Annotated in this window: 20 protein-coding genes and 2 pseudogenes; 6 read left to right on the top strand and 16 right to left on the bottom strand. The window is 37.3% G+C overall.

Going from position 1 to position 14,423, the window contains the following annotated elements; all coding sequences use genetic code 11:
• The 16 genes and pseudogenes from FGQ53_RS09450 to FGQ53_RS09380 all read right to left on the bottom strand — a co-directional run.
• On the bottom strand, window positions 1-105 hold a 105-nt coding region (locus FGQ53_RS09450; RefSeq protein ID WP_212744428.1), incomplete at its 3' end, for an IS630 transposase-related protein.
• A 95-nt stretch (window positions 106-200) separates the two neighbouring features.
• Window positions 201-1,571 (bottom strand): 23S rRNA (uracil(1939)-C(5))-methyltransferase RlmD, encoded by a 1,371-nt coding sequence (gene rlmD / locus FGQ53_RS09445; RefSeq protein ID WP_138338179.1) that lies wholly within the window; start codon window positions 1,569-1,571, stop codon window positions 201-203.
• Between the two features lie 652 nt (window positions 1,572-2,223).
• Complete coding sequence (locus tag FGQ53_RS09440) at window positions 2,224-3,228, bottom strand: head maturation protease, ClpP-related (protein ID WP_138338176.1); 1,005 nt, start codon at window positions 3,226-3,228, stop codon at window positions 2,224-2,226.
• Window positions 3,215-4,090, bottom strand: coding sequence for a hypothetical protein (locus FGQ53_RS09435; protein WP_138338174.1), 876 nt, complete (start codon window positions 4,088-4,090; stop codon window positions 3,215-3,217). The genes FGQ53_RS09440 and FGQ53_RS09435 overlap by 14 nt, the downstream gene beginning before the upstream one ends.
• Before the next feature lie 85 nt (window positions 4,091-4,175).
• Window positions 4,176-4,322 (bottom strand): DUF2292 domain-containing protein, encoded by a 147-nt coding sequence (locus tag FGQ53_RS09430; RefSeq protein ID WP_138338171.1) that lies wholly within the window; start codon window positions 4,320-4,322, stop codon window positions 4,176-4,178.
• A gap of 330 nt (window positions 4,323-4,652) precedes the next feature.
• On the bottom strand, window positions 4,653-6,104 hold the full coding sequence (locus tag FGQ53_RS09425) for a virulence-associated E family protein (protein WP_138338168.1): 1,452 nt from the start codon (window positions 6,102-6,104) through the stop codon (window positions 4,653-4,655).
• Window positions 6,097-6,612, bottom strand: a complete 516-nt coding sequence (locus tag FGQ53_RS09420) for a hypothetical protein (protein ID WP_138338165.1) — start codon at window positions 6,610-6,612, stop codon at window positions 6,097-6,099. Before FGQ53_RS09420 ends, FGQ53_RS09425 begins: the two co-directional genes overlap by 8 nt.
• Window positions 6,609-6,872 (bottom strand): hypothetical protein, encoded by a 264-nt coding sequence (locus tag FGQ53_RS09415; RefSeq protein ID WP_138338163.1) that lies wholly within the window; start codon window positions 6,870-6,872, stop codon window positions 6,609-6,611. Before FGQ53_RS09415 ends, FGQ53_RS09420 begins: the two co-directional genes overlap by 4 nt.
• 4 nt (window positions 6,873-6,876) lie before the next feature.
• Window positions 6,877-7,084, bottom strand: a pseudogene (locus FGQ53_RS09410) (hypothetical protein).
• Window positions 7,081-7,527, bottom strand: a complete 447-nt coding sequence (locus tag FGQ53_RS09405) for a hypothetical protein (RefSeq protein WP_138338160.1) — start codon at window positions 7,525-7,527, stop codon at window positions 7,081-7,083. The pseudogene FGQ53_RS09410 and the gene FGQ53_RS09405 overlap by 4 nt, the downstream one beginning before the upstream one ends.
• A gap of 209 nt (window positions 7,528-7,736) precedes the next feature.
• Window positions 7,737-7,886: a hypothetical protein gene (locus FGQ53_RS11775; RefSeq protein WP_171019131.1), complete on the bottom strand. Its 150-nt coding sequence runs from the start codon at window positions 7,884-7,886 to the stop codon at window positions 7,737-7,739.
• Window positions 7,887-7,889: 3 nt separating this feature from the next.
• A complete protein-coding gene (locus tag FGQ53_RS09400; RefSeq protein ID WP_138338157.1) occupies window positions 7,890-8,318 on the bottom strand; it encodes a hypothetical protein in 429 nt (142 codons plus the stop codon).
• A gap of 154 nt (window positions 8,319-8,472) precedes the next feature.
• Complete coding sequence (locus FGQ53_RS09395) at window positions 8,473-8,646, bottom strand: hypothetical protein (protein WP_000130088.1); 174 nt, start codon at window positions 8,644-8,646, stop codon at window positions 8,473-8,475.
• A gap of 237 nt (window positions 8,647-8,883) precedes the next feature.
• On the bottom strand, window positions 8,884-9,132 hold the full coding sequence (locus FGQ53_RS09390) for a hypothetical protein (RefSeq protein WP_138338154.1): 249 nt from the start codon (window positions 9,130-9,132) through the stop codon (window positions 8,884-8,886).
• 11 nt (window positions 9,133-9,143) lie between these two features.
• A complete protein-coding gene (locus tag FGQ53_RS09385; RefSeq protein ID WP_138338151.1) occupies window positions 9,144-9,539 on the bottom strand; it encodes a Rha family transcriptional regulator in 396 nt (131 codons plus the stop codon).
• A 14-nt stretch (window positions 9,540-9,553) separates the two neighbouring features.
• Window positions 9,554-9,769, bottom strand: a complete 216-nt coding sequence (locus tag FGQ53_RS09380; RefSeq protein ID WP_054430827.1) for a helix-turn-helix transcriptional regulator — start codon at window positions 9,767-9,769, stop codon at window positions 9,554-9,556.
• A 165-nt stretch (window positions 9,770-9,934) separates the two neighbouring features.
• Between FGQ53_RS09380 and FGQ53_RS09375 the strand changes: the two genes are divergently transcribed.
• The 6 genes and pseudogenes from FGQ53_RS09375 to FGQ53_RS09345 all read left to right on the top strand — a co-directional run.
• Complete coding sequence (locus FGQ53_RS09375) at window positions 9,935-10,303, top strand: helix-turn-helix domain-containing protein (protein ID WP_229090365.1); 369 nt, start codon at window positions 9,935-9,937, stop codon at window positions 10,301-10,303.
• A gap of 148 nt (window positions 10,304-10,451) precedes the next feature.
• Window positions 10,452-11,618, top strand: coding sequence for a tyrosine-type recombinase/integrase (locus FGQ53_RS09365; RefSeq protein WP_138338148.1), 1,167 nt, complete (start codon window positions 10,452-10,454; stop codon window positions 11,616-11,618).
• 89 nt (window positions 11,619-11,707) lie between these two features.
• Complete coding sequence (gene recX, locus FGQ53_RS09360; protein ID WP_138338145.1) at window positions 11,708-12,484, top strand: recombination regulator RecX; 777 nt, start codon at window positions 11,708-11,710, stop codon at window positions 12,482-12,484.
• Window positions 12,485-12,572: 88 nt separating this feature from the next.
• On the top strand, window positions 12,573-13,106 hold the full coding sequence (locus tag FGQ53_RS09355) for a DUF402 domain-containing protein (RefSeq protein ID WP_000775316.1): 534 nt from the start codon (window positions 12,573-12,575) through the stop codon (window positions 13,104-13,106).
• Window positions 13,107-13,278: 172 nt separating this feature from the next.
• Window positions 13,279-14,105, top strand: a protein-coding gene (locus tag FGQ53_RS09350) for an IS5 family transposase (protein WP_138338142.1) whose coding sequence is annotated in 2 segments (ribosomal slippage) — window positions 13,279-13,653 and window positions 13,656-14,105 — 825 coding nt in all. Because the reading frame shifts where the segments join, the coding sequence is not laid out codon by codon here.
• Between the two features lie 122 nt (window positions 14,106-14,227).
• Window positions 14,228-14,423 (top strand): annotated as a pseudogene (locus FGQ53_RS09345) (IS5/IS1182 family transposase); the annotation flags it as partial.

The following is a 14,423-nucleotide window of genomic DNA, read 5'->3' as shown; positions in this document are numbered from 1 at the left end:
GAGAGTTCTGACGCCAACATCAAAAACTTTAGCTGCCTCGACATGGCTGTGTCCTTCTTTGATGTAATCTAATGCTCCTTGTTTAAAATCTGTACTATATGTCATAGCTTTATTATAACATGCTTGTTTAAAACTAAGAAACTATACTATTTAATTATCCGTTATACTTTTTTTGCTTTGATTCGTATCTTGTTTGTTTTTTATGTCTTAGCAATCCTATCTTTTTTAACCAACTTAACCACTGCTTCTGTCCTTGCAGTGTGGGGAAACATATCGACCGACTGGATATAATGAAGATCATAGACTTCTACTAAGCGCACTAAATCACGAGCCAAAGTCGAAACATTACAAGAAATATAAACCATTTTTTCTGGTACATAAGTAAGAATAGTATCTAATAACTTATCATCCAGACCTGTACGTGGTGGGTCCACAATCAGAGCATCTGCTCGGTATCCTTCCTTGTACCAACGAGGAATAATCTCTTCTGCCGTTCCAGCTTCGTAATGTGTGTTGTCAAATCCCATTCTTTTAGCATTTCGCTTGGCATCTTCAATAGCTTCTGGAATAATATCCATACCTCTTAGTGTTTTAACTTTCTTTGCGAAGGCAAATCCAATCGTTCCAACACCACAATAAGCATCAATCAAATGATCTTCTTTAGTAACATCCAAGGCTTTGACCGCTTCGCTATAGAGGACTTCTGTCTGTTCTGGATTTAATTGATAGAAAGCGCGAGGGGATAGTGAAAATTCATAATCGAGAACACCTTCTTGAATACTCTCTTCTCCCCAGATAATCTCTGTCTTTTCACCATAAATCTCACTGGTTTTAGCTGTATTTGTATTAACAGCTACTGTCACAACTTCTGGAAAATCTTTAACTAAGTCTTTTACCAGTTGGGTTAAATTAAGCTGGCGGTTTATAACAATAATAATCTGAACATGTCCAGTCTTTCTTGCTCGTCGGACCATAATAGTCCTAACACCTAAAACTTTTCTCTCATCCGTAATTGGAATCTGGTGAAAAGTAAGTAATTCCGCTAGACGATTAGCAATCACTTGGGTTTCCTTGTCTTGTACCAGGCAGTCTTTCAACTCTACTAAATAGTGAGAGTTTTGTGCATATAAGCCCACCTTGACCTGATTCTTAAATTTTCGAGTCTGAAATTGTAACTTAGCACGGTAGTACTTTGGTTCCTGCATTCCAATAGTTGGACGGATTTCATAGTTTTCATATCCTGCAGGAGCAAATTTTTTCAGCGCTTGATGAAGTAAGTCCGTCTTGAACTCTAGCTGCTTATCATAATGCAGGTGCATGATTTGGCATCCTCCACATTCATTATAAATAGTACAAGCTGGCACAACTCGGAATTTTGACTTCTTGTTGACCTTTAGTAATTTTGCTTCAACAAAATTGCGTTTAATAGAGGTAATCTGACAATAGATATCTTCTCCTTTTAGGGCTCCAGGTACAAAGACTAAGGTTTTTTGATAAAAGCCGATTCCCTCACCATTAATTCCCATGCGTTTGATTTTTAATGGTATTTTTTGTTTTACTTTCAGATTCATACCCCTATCTTATCACAATTTGAGTTATTCCGCTACCGCTTGATTTTTATATTTCATTAGTAAGTAAAGGCCTTGATATTCCTGATTTTCTTTAAAATCTTATTTCCTTATATTTTCTTTAAATTCTTTAAAAGTTCCTAAAAATGTTCACAAAAAAAGCCCCACAAAGGAGCCACTATACTATATGATGAGTTCAGCAGGCAAGAAACTAGCACGGTCAAACGTGCTTTTTTATTTTTATATATCTGATACAAGTATAACATAAAAACTTGCCATTTTCCTCCTTTTCAGTAAGTTTTTCAGGCTTACCCCCCCACCCCCTTAAAAAAACGTTAAATATTTGGACAGTTGCCCCCTCTCGCCGGTTCCCATTTCTGAAAATTTTCATGATTTTTCACACCGGGGGGTGTTTTACAATTTCTTTCTAATTTCTAAACCCCGTTATTTTGACAAAATGGAACTTAAAACAGCTTTCTTGTTTCTCTGTAATCTCTTATGAATTCATTGTTTTACACATTCTATTGAATTCACTCGCCAAGCTATTCCCTTACTCTATCAAGCGTTTTATAAGATACTGTAATATGAAATCATTGTTACTTTAAAACAAGGAATTCATAAAAGAATACTAAAAAAAGATAGGCGCAAACCTATCTTAAATCTCTCTTACTCTTTCAACCATATCTTGAAATTGTTCTTGATTCTGTGCAACTGGTATTGTCTGCCCATCCTTATAGATATAATCACCGTGCCGATAGCCGTTACTTATTGCCTCCTCAGAGTACACCCCCTTTTGCTCTTTTAGCATTGATTCAGTAACCACTTCATTTACTGCTTTTCTAATCTTTACTATAACGTTTAATAGATGAACTTCGGCTAATCTTTCCGCATTCTTAGCAATGTTAACCATCTGGTTTGTTGATTGCTTTCCAGTTGTTTTTTCAGTTGTTTTTTCAGTTGTATATCCTCGTGTTCCTAGTAACATTAGTTGCTTGACGTGCTGAATGTTTGCACTCTTCGATGTCATCTTTTCATCACGCTTTATTAAATGCTGATTCTTCTTGATTACATTTTCTATAAAATCATAGTGATAACGTTCTGGTAAATGTTGGACAACGCTAGCCACCATTGATTGAGAAATACTATTTACAAACATTTCCTTATCTACAAAACCATACTTAATGGCCTTATCACACGAAAACCATGTTTCTTCTTTCATCAAGTCACGAATTTCAGACAGTGGTAAACCTGTCTTATTCTGATAGGCTTTAGCTATACTGTCGTTAGCTTCTTCAAGTGACTTGATTTGTTTTTCATGCTCTTGAGTATTCCCAAAAGTCCATCCCATTGCGTTATGAATCATAAGCAATCCGGTAGGGCTCATTTCTACGGTATCTCCTGCCATTGCTACCATGCTTGCAGCACTAGCGCAAACACCTACGATTTTAACAGTAACATGTCCTTTATGATTTTTTAACATGCTATAGATTTCGCTACCTGTAAAAACGTCACCGCCTCCAGAGTTAATAATAACCTCTAAAGGTCTATCAGGGAATGGAATTTGAATATCTTTCAAGGCGGTGTATTCTTTTTGCGCTTCTTGATACGTTGGTATGCTATCGTTAGAGATGATAGCGCCTTTTATTTTAATTTGTTGCATTGGTTATTCCTCCCAAAATTCTTTTAAACAATCCGCTACCATCTTCAGATTTCATCATCTGCTCATAAGCAAGGTCTTTCTTCAAATTTTCAATATGTTTTAGCTCTTCTTGCTCTTTCATATCTTCATGATTTTGCGCAAGCCATTCTGTTTGGGACTTAAAACCTTTACTTACCCAGTAATTTATCAATTTAGTACCTGTCAAGTGGCCAATTTCTGTAAAAACTCTCTCATTATGTCGTCCGTAGGATTGATCTTCTCCTTTACTTTGGTAATACTGATAAGCACGCTTAGACAACTCTGGCTCTGGTTTGTATAGCATGTCAGCAAATTCTAAACTATAATTCTCTTCTAAACATTCGTAGCAATTCCCATACAGTTCAAAAGATTCTGGGATAATATCATTATCTGCAAAGTTGCCTAGTTTTCCTTTTACTTGCTTCAAAATGTCGTAAACTTGGCTAAATTCTTGGAGTTGTTTCTCATATATTTTTTTATTTTTCTTTACTAGCTTATTCAAAGAAGTTACCACTTCATCGTGTAGTTTCTGTGCTTGGACTTCTTTTTGACGACTAGTAAAAAACTTGTTTGAGAAAATTTGTTGCATGCTTTCTTGTAATTCTAATCGCTTGTTACGATATTCCTCAATGCCTTTAAAAATGCTTTCTGTGAATTCTAGAACCGCTTTTTTATCTTTCTCTGCTAGTAATTCAGCAAGATCAGGAATCAAACCAAAGCGGTAATAATTTTCTTTCGCTCCAAACATCACACCAAAAACACTCGTTCTGTTCGTACTAATGAAAAATAAATTATAATCTTGTACCAATCTAAAATAGATTTTTTTCGCTTCTTGTAAGTTCATTTTTTCCTCTTTTCTATAAAGCAAAAAGGTAGAACAAAAAACGTATTTACGTCTTATGTCCTACCTCTTGTTTTCAAGTCAGTATTTAAATTTTTTGTTGTGTTTTGGTTTCTACCATGGTCACAACACCATCTGCAATTATCAACCGAACATCACCATATTCTGGTAACTTTATACTCTTAATTATACCACGGTTTAGGAAATAAATCCAACCTTTATGTAATTCGTTCATATATTCTCCTTTCTCTGAAAAGTGTAGTCATTTTGGGATATCTAGTGACTACGCTCTCCGCCTTACAGTCACAAGGCTTTTCTCCTTGTGTAGTCATGTAGTCACCTTGCTCCCAAAAAAAATAAACAATAAACGTCTTTATCTCTTATCTTCATATACTCTTTAATAAATAGAAAATAACTACATTTTTATATAAAAGTCAATAATATCAAGGGTTTAGGGGTGTAGTCAGTAAAATAGTAAAAACAACACTTTTTTCTAACTCCTTATGTATCAAGGGTTTTCTTCCTATTTAAAATGTAGTCACTTTTTAAAAATAAACTACACTGACTACATTTTTTTAACATAAGCTGGTTTAATGCTTTTACCAAATCTTGTTGATCGCCTATGTTCCCAACCGTCTCGGTTTTGCATGTACTTTTTAACCTTAGCCTTATCCTTTGGCGGTACTTTGTCAGTCAGATACACCTCTTGAAAAAATAGGTTAATGGTCATTTTGTCCCTATCTACCAGTTCGCCATAAGTGTCTGTGTCCAGTTCAACCGTTCCACCTCTGTTATTTCTATAGTATCCCTCGTTCATCATATCATAGATATAATAACATCGCATTCTGTCGGTCATCGGGAACTGATACATTCTTTTTGGGTAAGGAGTGACTAAATAACGCTCCAAATCCTCAAGGGTTTCATCTACAAACTTGTAACGGCTTCTAACCTCGTTTACTAGCTTTTCTTGGTCGTCTGTCAGGGTCAAAGACTTATTAGCCTTCCAAGCTACCACCATAGCGCCCCAAAAGGCTCTACGGTCTTTTTCCGTCCACTTCCTGCCCTTATAGGCGGTGTCCTTGTGGACTTCTGCAACCAGAAAGCGCCGTTCTCCTGTCAAGTCATTCAAATAATCATGATCATTAGTTGCCCTCACAATAATAAAACTCTTAGGGAGTCGCCTATCACTGGAGGCGTAAGGCGGTCTAAACTCTAGCTTGGTTTCTGTGATGAATTTCTTCAATTCTGAAAAACTAGCCTTTTTACTGGCCACCATCTCATCATCAAATACACACCAGTTTCTGACCATTCTAGCCTTGTCATCTTTATCTGTAAATGTTTCAACAGTTGTAAAATACTTGTGAGTGAAAAGCCCCTCAAAAAATTGGGTCTTTCCTACTCCCTGCCGTCCGGTCAAGTCCAGCACAAAGTCAAACTTAATGGACGGGTCAAACACCTTGGCAACCGCTCCACGGAAAAACAAGTCCATGATAATACGGTTATATTCATCATCCTTGATATTGAGATAATGCCTTAAAATATCAAAGTGATCACGCTGATTTACTAACTCTTTATACTCGCTTTCGCAAGATTCCAGATAGTCTTTTAAGGGATTGTAGCTATGTTCTCCAGCCACCACTTCTAAGATATCAGCGATATCCCCTTTTTTATAATCCATCTTATACTTGGTAGCAATATAAGCCCTAATCTCTCTGATAATCAGGTCATCGAGTGTACCGCTCAAGGTTCTACCATTTAACTTAATAGACTTGGTAACGTCAATTTCATATGTAAAAGTGTTGTACCGTATCGCCCCTTTTAGCTTACTATCCCCACTCAAAATTTTCTTGAGATTATCCAAGTTGACTGCAAAGCCATCCCCTCGTGCTTTTTTGGTCAAGTTCAGGCTATTGTGTTCCTCGTCGGTCTCCCTTGCTTGGGTCAAGTCTACCACGGTAGGCGGTATTTGTTGCTGATTCTCTTCGATGATTTTACTTACAATTTCTTCACTATTCAAAAGCCACCTCCTTATAGAATTTTGTCGCTACTTCTAGGAAATAGCTTGCTAGGTCTTTGCGTTTAACGATCGCTGAAAACAAGTCCACCAGCTGACTAAAACTGTAGCCATTTACAAATAGCAGTCGGACAAAAAGTGAAGTCTCATACTTGGTATAAATGCCATTACAAATCAGGTCAAAAACCCAGCCTTTTAACTCCACTCCAAGCCCGTGCCGTTGCTCTGTCAATTTGTTTACCTCTAAATCTTTCAGGATTATCAGCAAGTCAGGACTGGCCAAACCTATCTCTAAATCTCTGGCCAATTCCCAACCCTCTACTTCCTCGCTTTCGTCTTTAACTGCCACATACAAACCTTTGTAGTGGAAAGCCGTCAAGCCCTCGCCTATCGGCTCAAAGTAGATAAATTTGTAGTAATTGCCATTCTTCCATACTTGGGTAGGGGTAGACTTGAGAAAGCCAAACAAGGCCAATTTGTCACTAGACAAGGTTAACTCTATCACTCTCATTCTCCCACCCCCATAAACTTACGGATCTCGTCCACTTTATAATAAGCTTTTCTGCTATCGTCTCCTGGGGGCTGATAACGCTTCAAGCCCATTTTTTCCCACTTTTGTAAGGTTTTGTATTTTATATCTAACTCTTCTTGTACTCGTTTTGCGGAAATCAATCCAATGATTCGGGGAGGTATTTTCTCATGACTTTTTAGGTAACGTTCTAAGGCTTCTAATATTTTTATTTGAATTTCTTCAATCATCCTTTCAAACATATCGTCACCTCCACGGCTTAATGCCTGCAAGCTGGATATATCGCCCATATTCAGGGTTTAAATCCTCGCTAGGTGTTTCCTATCGTCTGTTGGTTTTCTCGCTCAAATTGGGTGCCTTTTTTGCGGTCTCGGTGGTTTAGATAAAGCAGTAAGCCAATCAATACCACGATTAAGACAATAGCCTGTTTATTGCTTATATCTAGTTCGTTCATTTTAATCGCCCTCTTTCTTCAAGATCCTTGATAATTAGGCTACGTAGATAATTCCAAATATTACCAGTATTATCTGTTACTAATTCTTCTGGATTAGTAAAACTCCTAACCGCTCTATTCAAATAGTTAAATAATAACCAGTATGGACGTTCTCCCCCTAAATTGATGGAATTAGTTGCTAAAAATTCATCATGTTTCTTTAACTCGCCTAGTAAGTTATTGATGTTGGCGTCTAAAAATGTTTCATGGTCGGCTTCCTGTTGTTTATAAGTTTTAGTCAGTTGATAAAAATCGATCCATAGTTTAGTAATTGCCTCTCTACAATCTTCGACTATTTCTGTTGCTCCATGGTGTTCCTTGGAAAAATGCCACTCTGATAAAATATCTAGCTTTTCTTCTACAAGTGCCAACTCTTTTTCAAATTCTTTAAAATAATCATTCATATTTTTACCTTTTTCTTTTGGTTTGCCTGTTTCCTATACACGATTACCACCACTCCAAACGCTGGGCGATTGCCCCTGGTTGGCGGACGCATGTAGTGATGTTTCGTGGGTAAATTACCCACATTTCCGCTAAACAAGTGCTTAGAATCGCCGTGTCAGCACTCGTTTTTCAAAACCTTTTCTAACTGCTTGCCTGCACTTCGGTTTTCTTAGTTTTTCTTCGTTTCGTTTTCGATTTGATCGCCTAATCTTTTCCAAGCTCTATCAAATTCATCACGTTGGATTTCTTTACTATGTAATTGCCTTGCTAACTCCATGCCTCTACGCATGAATCTAGCGAAGTGGGTTTTTGCTGTCATCTGTTAGCCCTCCATCATGTCATAGAGTAAGGCGTAGTGTCTATCTGGAATTCTATCTAAGGCTTTCAAGCCATCATGTTCCGCTTTCTGCCTAGTTTCCGCCTTGACTGTGCTATCAAATGCGATAGAAAAGGCATTTAACATAGCCTTGTAGCGGTCTACGCTTTTCAAATAGCGCCCACGGTCTGACAATTCCTTGTCTTCCAGTTCCTCTTTTACCGAATCGTCCAAGAGTGCGAACTTGGAGTACACCCCTTTTTCCACTTCAAATCCTAGACGCTTGTTTTGTCTCAGATTGTAAAGATTGACCCTACAACTCTCCAAGTTGCGGTAGCCCAATACTCCAGCAATTTCTTCTAAGTTTTTGCCCTCTAATTCGGACAATTTTTCAGCAATATCTTTGAATTTTACTGCTTGATGTTGTTTTCCCATTGTATACCTCATTTTTTGGGTACGCAAAAAGCGTACTCTATTTCTGTGTTTGACAAATAAGAGTACGCATGATAAGATATTTACGTACCTCATTTGTGGGGGCGGATACTTTGCAACTTCTCGGATTGGCGTTTGACAAGTTGCAAGGTATTTTTTATTTAGTAAGATTTTCAAAGGCTTTTCTCAAAGTTTCAGGTTTTGTCAAACCATTCTTTTTACCGTACTCTTCCAGTTTACTATTTAGCTGTTCGCTAACTCTGACTGTTAATTTTACGGTATTAGAATTTTCTCCCTTCGGACGTCCTACTTTCTTTATTTTGTCAGTCATCGGATTGCCTCCTTTCTTGACGACATAAATTATTATAATTATTGTCGTCTTAAATGTCAACCCCTAAACCGAAAAAAATTTAAAATCTTCCCAGCGTACCTTATTTTATTTTCAATGTACTAGCGGAAACCGCTGTATTATGCTATAATTAAGGTACGTTAAAAAACGTAAACCCTTAATCTTGTCGCTTGCCTCGGTCGCCAAACTTTCCGCAAGTGACTTTTTTGTTGTCTTTTTTCACGCTTTTTTCCCTGTCTGGGGGCTATAAAGCAAGTCTTTACTTTCGATAAGATCCAGAATCCAGCTGAATCCCTGCTCCACCGTTTCAAGAAATGCGCCCAGGTCTTCACTGTCCAAATCCTCATAGTTCATACAAAGATATTCGGCTAGTTGTCTGTCCATCTCGACTAGCTTTTTAAAATCCTTGAAATACTTGGGAATTTCTACTCCCTTGGCATTTGTAACTGTCTTAAAATCATTTTCCATTTTCTATACCCCTATGCTTTAAAAATTAGTTCTTTAATTTCTGAATATCTCATATTCAAGTTGATCATAGCTATTGCCATATCCTCCAAGCGCTGATAGTTTGTCAGTTCGTCACGCATTTCAAAAAAGGCTTTGACTAGGTTCATTTTGAACTCCTTGACGGGTTCGGTATTTCGTAAGTAAGTGATCAGCAATGTTGCTTGTTGCTCGTTCAAAATATAATCCCGTACATTTTGCCCACTCTCTGAAGATGAAATTTTAAATTGCACCTTTCCGAAGCTTTCAAAGTCCTCTCGGTGCTTATTCAGCAAAATCTTCAAATGTCTGTGCTTAATTTCAGCGCATTCAGCAACGATGCTGCTTAGTGTATACGGCGCTTTTTTGCCGTCCATGTAGACTAGTTCCATTGGGTTACTCCTTTCTAGTTGTGTCGCTTCTTAAGCGACTTTCTTGGTAAAAAAATTTCGCTAATCGATAACTCGAAAAAAGTACTTAGCGCAAACATTTCATCCAACGTAAAAGCCTTTTCTCCGCGTTCTTTTTGCCCATAAGAAGTAACTGATATTTTTAAATAATCAGCTAATTCTTGCTGAGAAATACCTTGTTTTTTGCGTAAAATCAACAGTTTTTCCTGCAATAACTTTTCCCTCCTTTTTTAGTTTTTATAAGTCGCTTATCAGGCGACAAAACTATATTATCGCTTTTTAGGCGACTTGTCAACAGTTTTTTTGCTAAAAATTAAAAAAAGTTGCTTTTTAAGTGACTTTTTTGTTATAATAAAAATACGAAAGGAGGGGATAACATGGACAATCTCGCTCAACACGTTGGAGAAAAGATAAAATTTTTTAGAAAAGAGAACGGCTGGACTCAATCTGTACTAGCTGAAAAAATGTCAACCAGTAAACAAACAATAAGTAAATACGAAAAGGGTATTATAAAGGTTAATCAAGACACAATTTTCAAACTTGCTGATATTTTCGGCGTGTCTATAGATAGCTTTTTTCCTCCTATCATTGAAGAAATACCTACCACTTCCCCGGTTCAAGCCATCTATGATCAACTAACTCCACCAAGGCAAGGGAAAGCCTTAGCTTATCTTGAAAAACAACTACTGGAGCAAAAAAACGAAAACATAGTATCAGAAACACCCATCACAAACAAGCTCATATAAGCCCCTATCCGCCTTGTTTCCTATTCTGGTACAATTTATCGTCTGACTGCTTAAAATCGAAAATAGGGGCATTCTCGTAGCTCCTCGCATGGTATGAACTCAAAACCTTTTCTAATTGCTTGCCTGCTGATGGGAAAGGAGTACAACCATGAAGATTACAGAATACAAAAAGAAAGATGGATCAGTAGTTTACCGTTCCAGCGTTTATCTTGGCATCGATACCGTAACGGGTAAGAAAGTCAAGACAACTATTTCAGACAGAACTAAGAATAGGCTCAAAAGCAAGGCTATCCAAGCCAAGGTAGAGTTTGAAAAAAACGGCTCAACAGTCACAAAAGCCGTCAACGTTAGCACCTATCAGGAATTGACGAAACTCTGGCTAGAAAATTATTGCCATACAGTCAAACATAGCACCCTTATAGGCACAAAAAACAACATAAGAAAATATCTCCTACCATCCTTTGGAGACTACAAACTGGATAAACTGACGCCCCCAATCATTCAGCACCAGGTAAACCAGTGGGCAATAGATTATAACCAACTAGGGAAAGGTTATCAGCAATATAACCAACTCCATGCCTTAAATAAACGCATATTATCCTATGCCGTTTCCTTACAAGTCATTTCTTCAAATCCAGCTAGTGATATCATCGTCCCACGGCGCAAACCCAAAGAAGGGCAAAAACTGAAATATCTTGATGACGACAATTTAAAAAAATTCTTAGATTATCTGGATCAGTTGCCAAACACTTATAAAAATTTCTCTGATACGGTGTTATATAAGACACTTCTAGCGACTGGTTTGCGTATTCGTGAGTGTTTAGCCTTGGGATGGTCTGATATTGACCTACAAAACGGTAGCATTTCAGTTACCAAGACTTTGAACACCCTAAAAGAAATCACTAGCCCCAAAAGTAAAAGTAGTATTAGAGAAATAGCACTTGATACCAAAACGGTACTCATGCTACGGCTCTATAAAGCAAGACAATCCCAAATAGGGAGGGAGATAGGGATGACTTTTGAAAAAGTGTTCTCTGATACCTTTGACAACTATAGAGAAGCTGGAGCGCTCAGATTCAGACTAGAAAAACATTTAAAACTGGCTGGATGTCCTCGTTTGAGTTTCCACGCCTTCCGACACACCCACGCTAGTCTATTGCTTAATGCTGGCCTGCCATACAAAGAAATCCAAACACGGCTAGGCCATTCTAAAATTTCAATGACTATGGATATCTATAGTCATCTATCCAAAGACAATGAGAAAAAGGCAACTTCCTTTTATGAAAAAGCCATTGAGAATTTACAAAGTTCCTAAAAAGTTCTTAAAATTCATCATTAAGAGACAAAAAACGGCTATATCAAGGGGTTTCAGCTTTTTCTCACATTTTGAGTTATAATAGAACTATGAAAATCACAAAACTTGAAAAGAAAAAAAAACTCTATCTGATGGAGCTTGATAATGGTGACAAATGCTACATTACTGAAGATACAATTGTTCGTTTTATGTTATCGAGAGATAAGGTGATAAGCGAAGAGGAATTGAAGGAGATTCAGGACTTTGCCCAATTTTCTTATGGTAAGAATCTAGCCCTCTACCACCTATCCTTTAAAGCACGTACTGAAAAAGAGGTCAGAGAATATCTAAAAAAATATGATATTAATGAAAAAATAGTTTCTCAAGTCATTGCTAATCTTAAAGAAGATAAGTGGATTAATGATAGCCAGTACGCTTATGCTATTATCAATGCCAATCAACTTTCAGGAGACAAGGGACCTTATATACTGACTCAGAAATTAGTACAAAAAGGAATTTCAAGATTTACTATAGAAGAAATCTTGAATGATTTTGATTTTTCTGAAGTTGCTCAACGTGTAGCTAATAAACTATTGAAAAAATATGAGGGAAAACTTCCAGCTCGTGCCTTGCAAGATAAGATTATTCAGAACCTGACCAACAAGGGCTTCTCTTATTCTGATGCTAAAAGTGCCTTTGACCAGTTGGATAGTCAAGTTGACCAAGAAACGACTCAGGAACTCATCTTCAAGGAACTTGATAAGCAATATGCTAAGTATGCCCGAAAATATGAAGGATACGAACTTAAACAGCGTTTAACTCAAGTTTTAGCACGAAAAGGCTACGATTTTTCGGATATAGCAAGCGCTCTCAGAGAATATCTTTAATTTTTTCATGTAAAATTCACAGATTTTAGGCAATTTTATGGTACAATAGTAAACGATAAACTTATAAATTGTAGAAAGTTGGTTAGTTATGAAGCTTCCAAAAGAAGGCGACTTTATTACAATTCAAAGTTATAAGCATGATGGGAGTCTCCACCGAACTTGGCGGGACACCATGGTACTAAAAACAACAGAAAACGCCATTATTGGTGTCAACGATCATACACTGGTTACCGAAAGTGATGGTCGTCGTTGGGTCACTCGAGAACCGGCTATTGTTTACTTTCACAAGAAATATTGGTTTAATATCATTGCCATGATTCGTGATAATGGAATTTCCTACTATTGCAATATGGCTAGCCCTTACTATCTGGATGAAGAAGCACTGAAGTATATTGATTACGATTTAGATGTTAAAATTTTTACAGATGGGGAAAAACGTCTCTTGGATGTTGAGGAGTATGAGCGTCACAAACGCAAAATGAATTATTCTGATGATTTGGACTATATTTTAAAAGAACATGTCAAAATTCTTGTTGATTGGATTAACAATGGACGTGGTCCTTTCTCAGAAGCCTATGTAAACATTTGGTACAAGCGCTATGTAGAACTAAAGAATCGGTAAAGTTGTCAAACTGGGGTGAGAGCCCTGGTTTTTTATTTTAATACTCAATAAAAATCAAAGAGCAAACTAGCCGCAGGCTGTACTTGAGTACGGCAAGGCGACGTTGACGCGGTTTGAATTTGATTTTCGAAGAGTAAACTTCCTGCGAAACAAAATATGGTACAATAGTTCTATGAATTATGAATCAAGTAAACCATTAACTGATGCACGATTTAAGCGCCTTGTTGGTGTTCAGCGCACTACTTTTGAAGAGATGTTAGCTGTGTTAAAAACAGCTTATCAACGTAAACACGCAAAAGGTGGCCGAACCCCTAAGTTAAGCTTAGAAGATCTCCTCATGGCTACTCTTCAATACATGCGAGAATACCGTACTTATGAACAAATTGCGGCTGATTTTGGCATTCACGAAAGCAACTTAATCCGTCGGAGTCAATGGGTTGAAGCAACTCTTATTCAAAGTGGTTTTACGATTTCAAAAACTCATCTTAGTGCTGAGGATACGGTGATTGTGGATGCAACAGAGGTAAAAATCAATCGTCCTAAAAAAATCAACTAGCCAATTATTCTGGTAAAAAGAAATATCATGCTATGAAGGCTCAGGCGATTGTTACAAGCCAAGGGAGAATTGTTTCTTTGGATATTGCGGTGAACTATTGCCACGATATGAAGTTGTTCAAAATGAGTCGCAGAAACATCGGACAAGCTGGTAAAATCTTGGCAGACAGTGGTTATCAAGGGATCATGAAGATGTATTCACAAGCGCAAACTCCGAGGAAATCAAGCAAACTTAAGCCACTAACTCTTGAAGATAAAGCCTATAACCATGTGCTATCTAAAGAGAGAATCAAGGTTGAGAATATTTTTGCCAAAGTAAAAACGTTTAAAATATTTTCAACAACCTATCGAAATCGACGCAAACGGTTTGGATTACGAATGAATTTGATTGCTGGAATTATCAACCGTGAACTAGGATTTTATAGTAAAATGAACCAAAAATAGTACATAATGTGGTATAATATTCTTATGGCATATTCAATAGATTTTCGTAAAAAAGTTCTCGGCTATTGTGAGCGAACAGGTAGTAGACTTGTTCGGTAACTCAAAAGTGGTATACTAAAGCTATGGAAACAACATACGAAAAAGCCTTAAAATTAAACTCAGAGAATTTCAAATTGTTGATAGGTGTTAAAAAAGCGACGTTTCAACTGATGCTTGATTGTCTCACTGACGCTTATCAAGCGCAACACCGAAAAGGAGGACGCCCACGCCGTCTAAGTATGGAAGACCAACTTATCATGACCTTGCGCTACTTACGCT

Origin of the sequence: Streptococcus mitis (assembly GCF_005844455.1) — a bacterium.
In the GTDB taxonomy this organism is placed as follows: Bacteria; Bacillota; Bacilli; order Lactobacillales; family Streptococcaceae; genus Streptococcus; species Streptococcus mitis_BF.
The sequence above is the reverse complement of the archived record's forward strand: the minus strand, read 5'-3'. Positions and strand labels throughout refer to the sequence as shown.

Excerpts from the sequence above, each read along its gene's own strand:
- rlmD (WP_138338179.1), bottom strand. The coding sequence starts at position 1,571 with ATGAATCTGAAAGTAAAACAAAAAATACCATTAAAAATCAAACGCATG.
- FGQ53_RS09440 (WP_138338176.1), bottom strand. The coding sequence starts at position 3,228 with ATGCAACAAATTAAAATAAAAGGCGCTATCATCTCTAACGATAGCATA.
- FGQ53_RS09435 (WP_138338174.1), bottom strand. The coding sequence starts at position 4,090 with ATGAACTTACAAGAAGCGAAAAAAATCTATTTTAGATTGGTACAAGAT.
- FGQ53_RS09430 (WP_138338171.1), bottom strand. The coding sequence starts at position 4,322 with ATGAACGAATTACATAAAGGTTGGATTTATTTCCTAAACCGTGGTATA.
- FGQ53_RS09420 (WP_138338165.1), bottom strand. The coding sequence starts at position 6,612 with ATGAGAGTGATAGAGTTAACCTTGTCTAGTGACAAATTGGCCTTGTTT.
- FGQ53_RS09415 (WP_138338163.1), bottom strand. The coding sequence starts at position 6,872 with ATGTTTGAAAGGATGATTGAAGAAATTCAAATAAAAATATTAGAAGCC.
- FGQ53_RS09405 (WP_138338160.1), bottom strand. The coding sequence starts at position 7,527 with ATGAATGATTATTTTAAAGAATTTGAAAAAGAGTTGGCACTTGTAGAA.
- FGQ53_RS11775 (WP_171019131.1), bottom strand. The coding sequence starts at position 7,886 with ATGACAGCAAAAACCCACTTCGCTAGATTCATGCGTAGAGGCATGGAG.
- FGQ53_RS09400 (WP_138338157.1), bottom strand. The coding sequence starts at position 8,318 with ATGGGAAAACAACATCAAGCAGTAAAATTCAAAGATATTGCTGAAAAA.
- FGQ53_RS09395 (WP_000130088.1), bottom strand. The coding sequence starts at position 8,646 with ATGACTGACAAAATAAAGAAAGTAGGACGTCCGAAGGGAGAAAATTCT.
- FGQ53_RS09390 (WP_138338154.1), bottom strand. The coding sequence starts at position 9,132 with ATGGAAAATGATTTTAAGACAGTTACAAATGCCAAGGGAGTAGAAATT.
- FGQ53_RS09385 (WP_138338151.1), bottom strand. The coding sequence starts at position 9,539 with ATGGAACTAGTCTACATGGACGGCAAAAAAGCGCCGTATACACTAAGC.
- FGQ53_RS09375 (WP_229090365.1), top strand. The coding sequence starts at position 9,935 with ATGGACAATCTCGCTCAACACGTTGGAGAAAAGATAAAATTTTTTAGA.
- FGQ53_RS09365 (WP_138338148.1), top strand. The coding sequence starts at position 10,452 with ATGAAGATTACAGAATACAAAAAGAAAGATGGATCAGTAGTTTACCGT.
- recX (WP_138338145.1), top strand. The coding sequence starts at position 11,708 with ATGAAAATCACAAAACTTGAAAAGAAAAAAAAACTCTATCTGATGGAG.
- FGQ53_RS09355 (WP_000775316.1), top strand. The coding sequence starts at position 12,573 with ATGAAGCTTCCAAAAGAAGGCGACTTTATTACAATTCAAAGTTATAAG.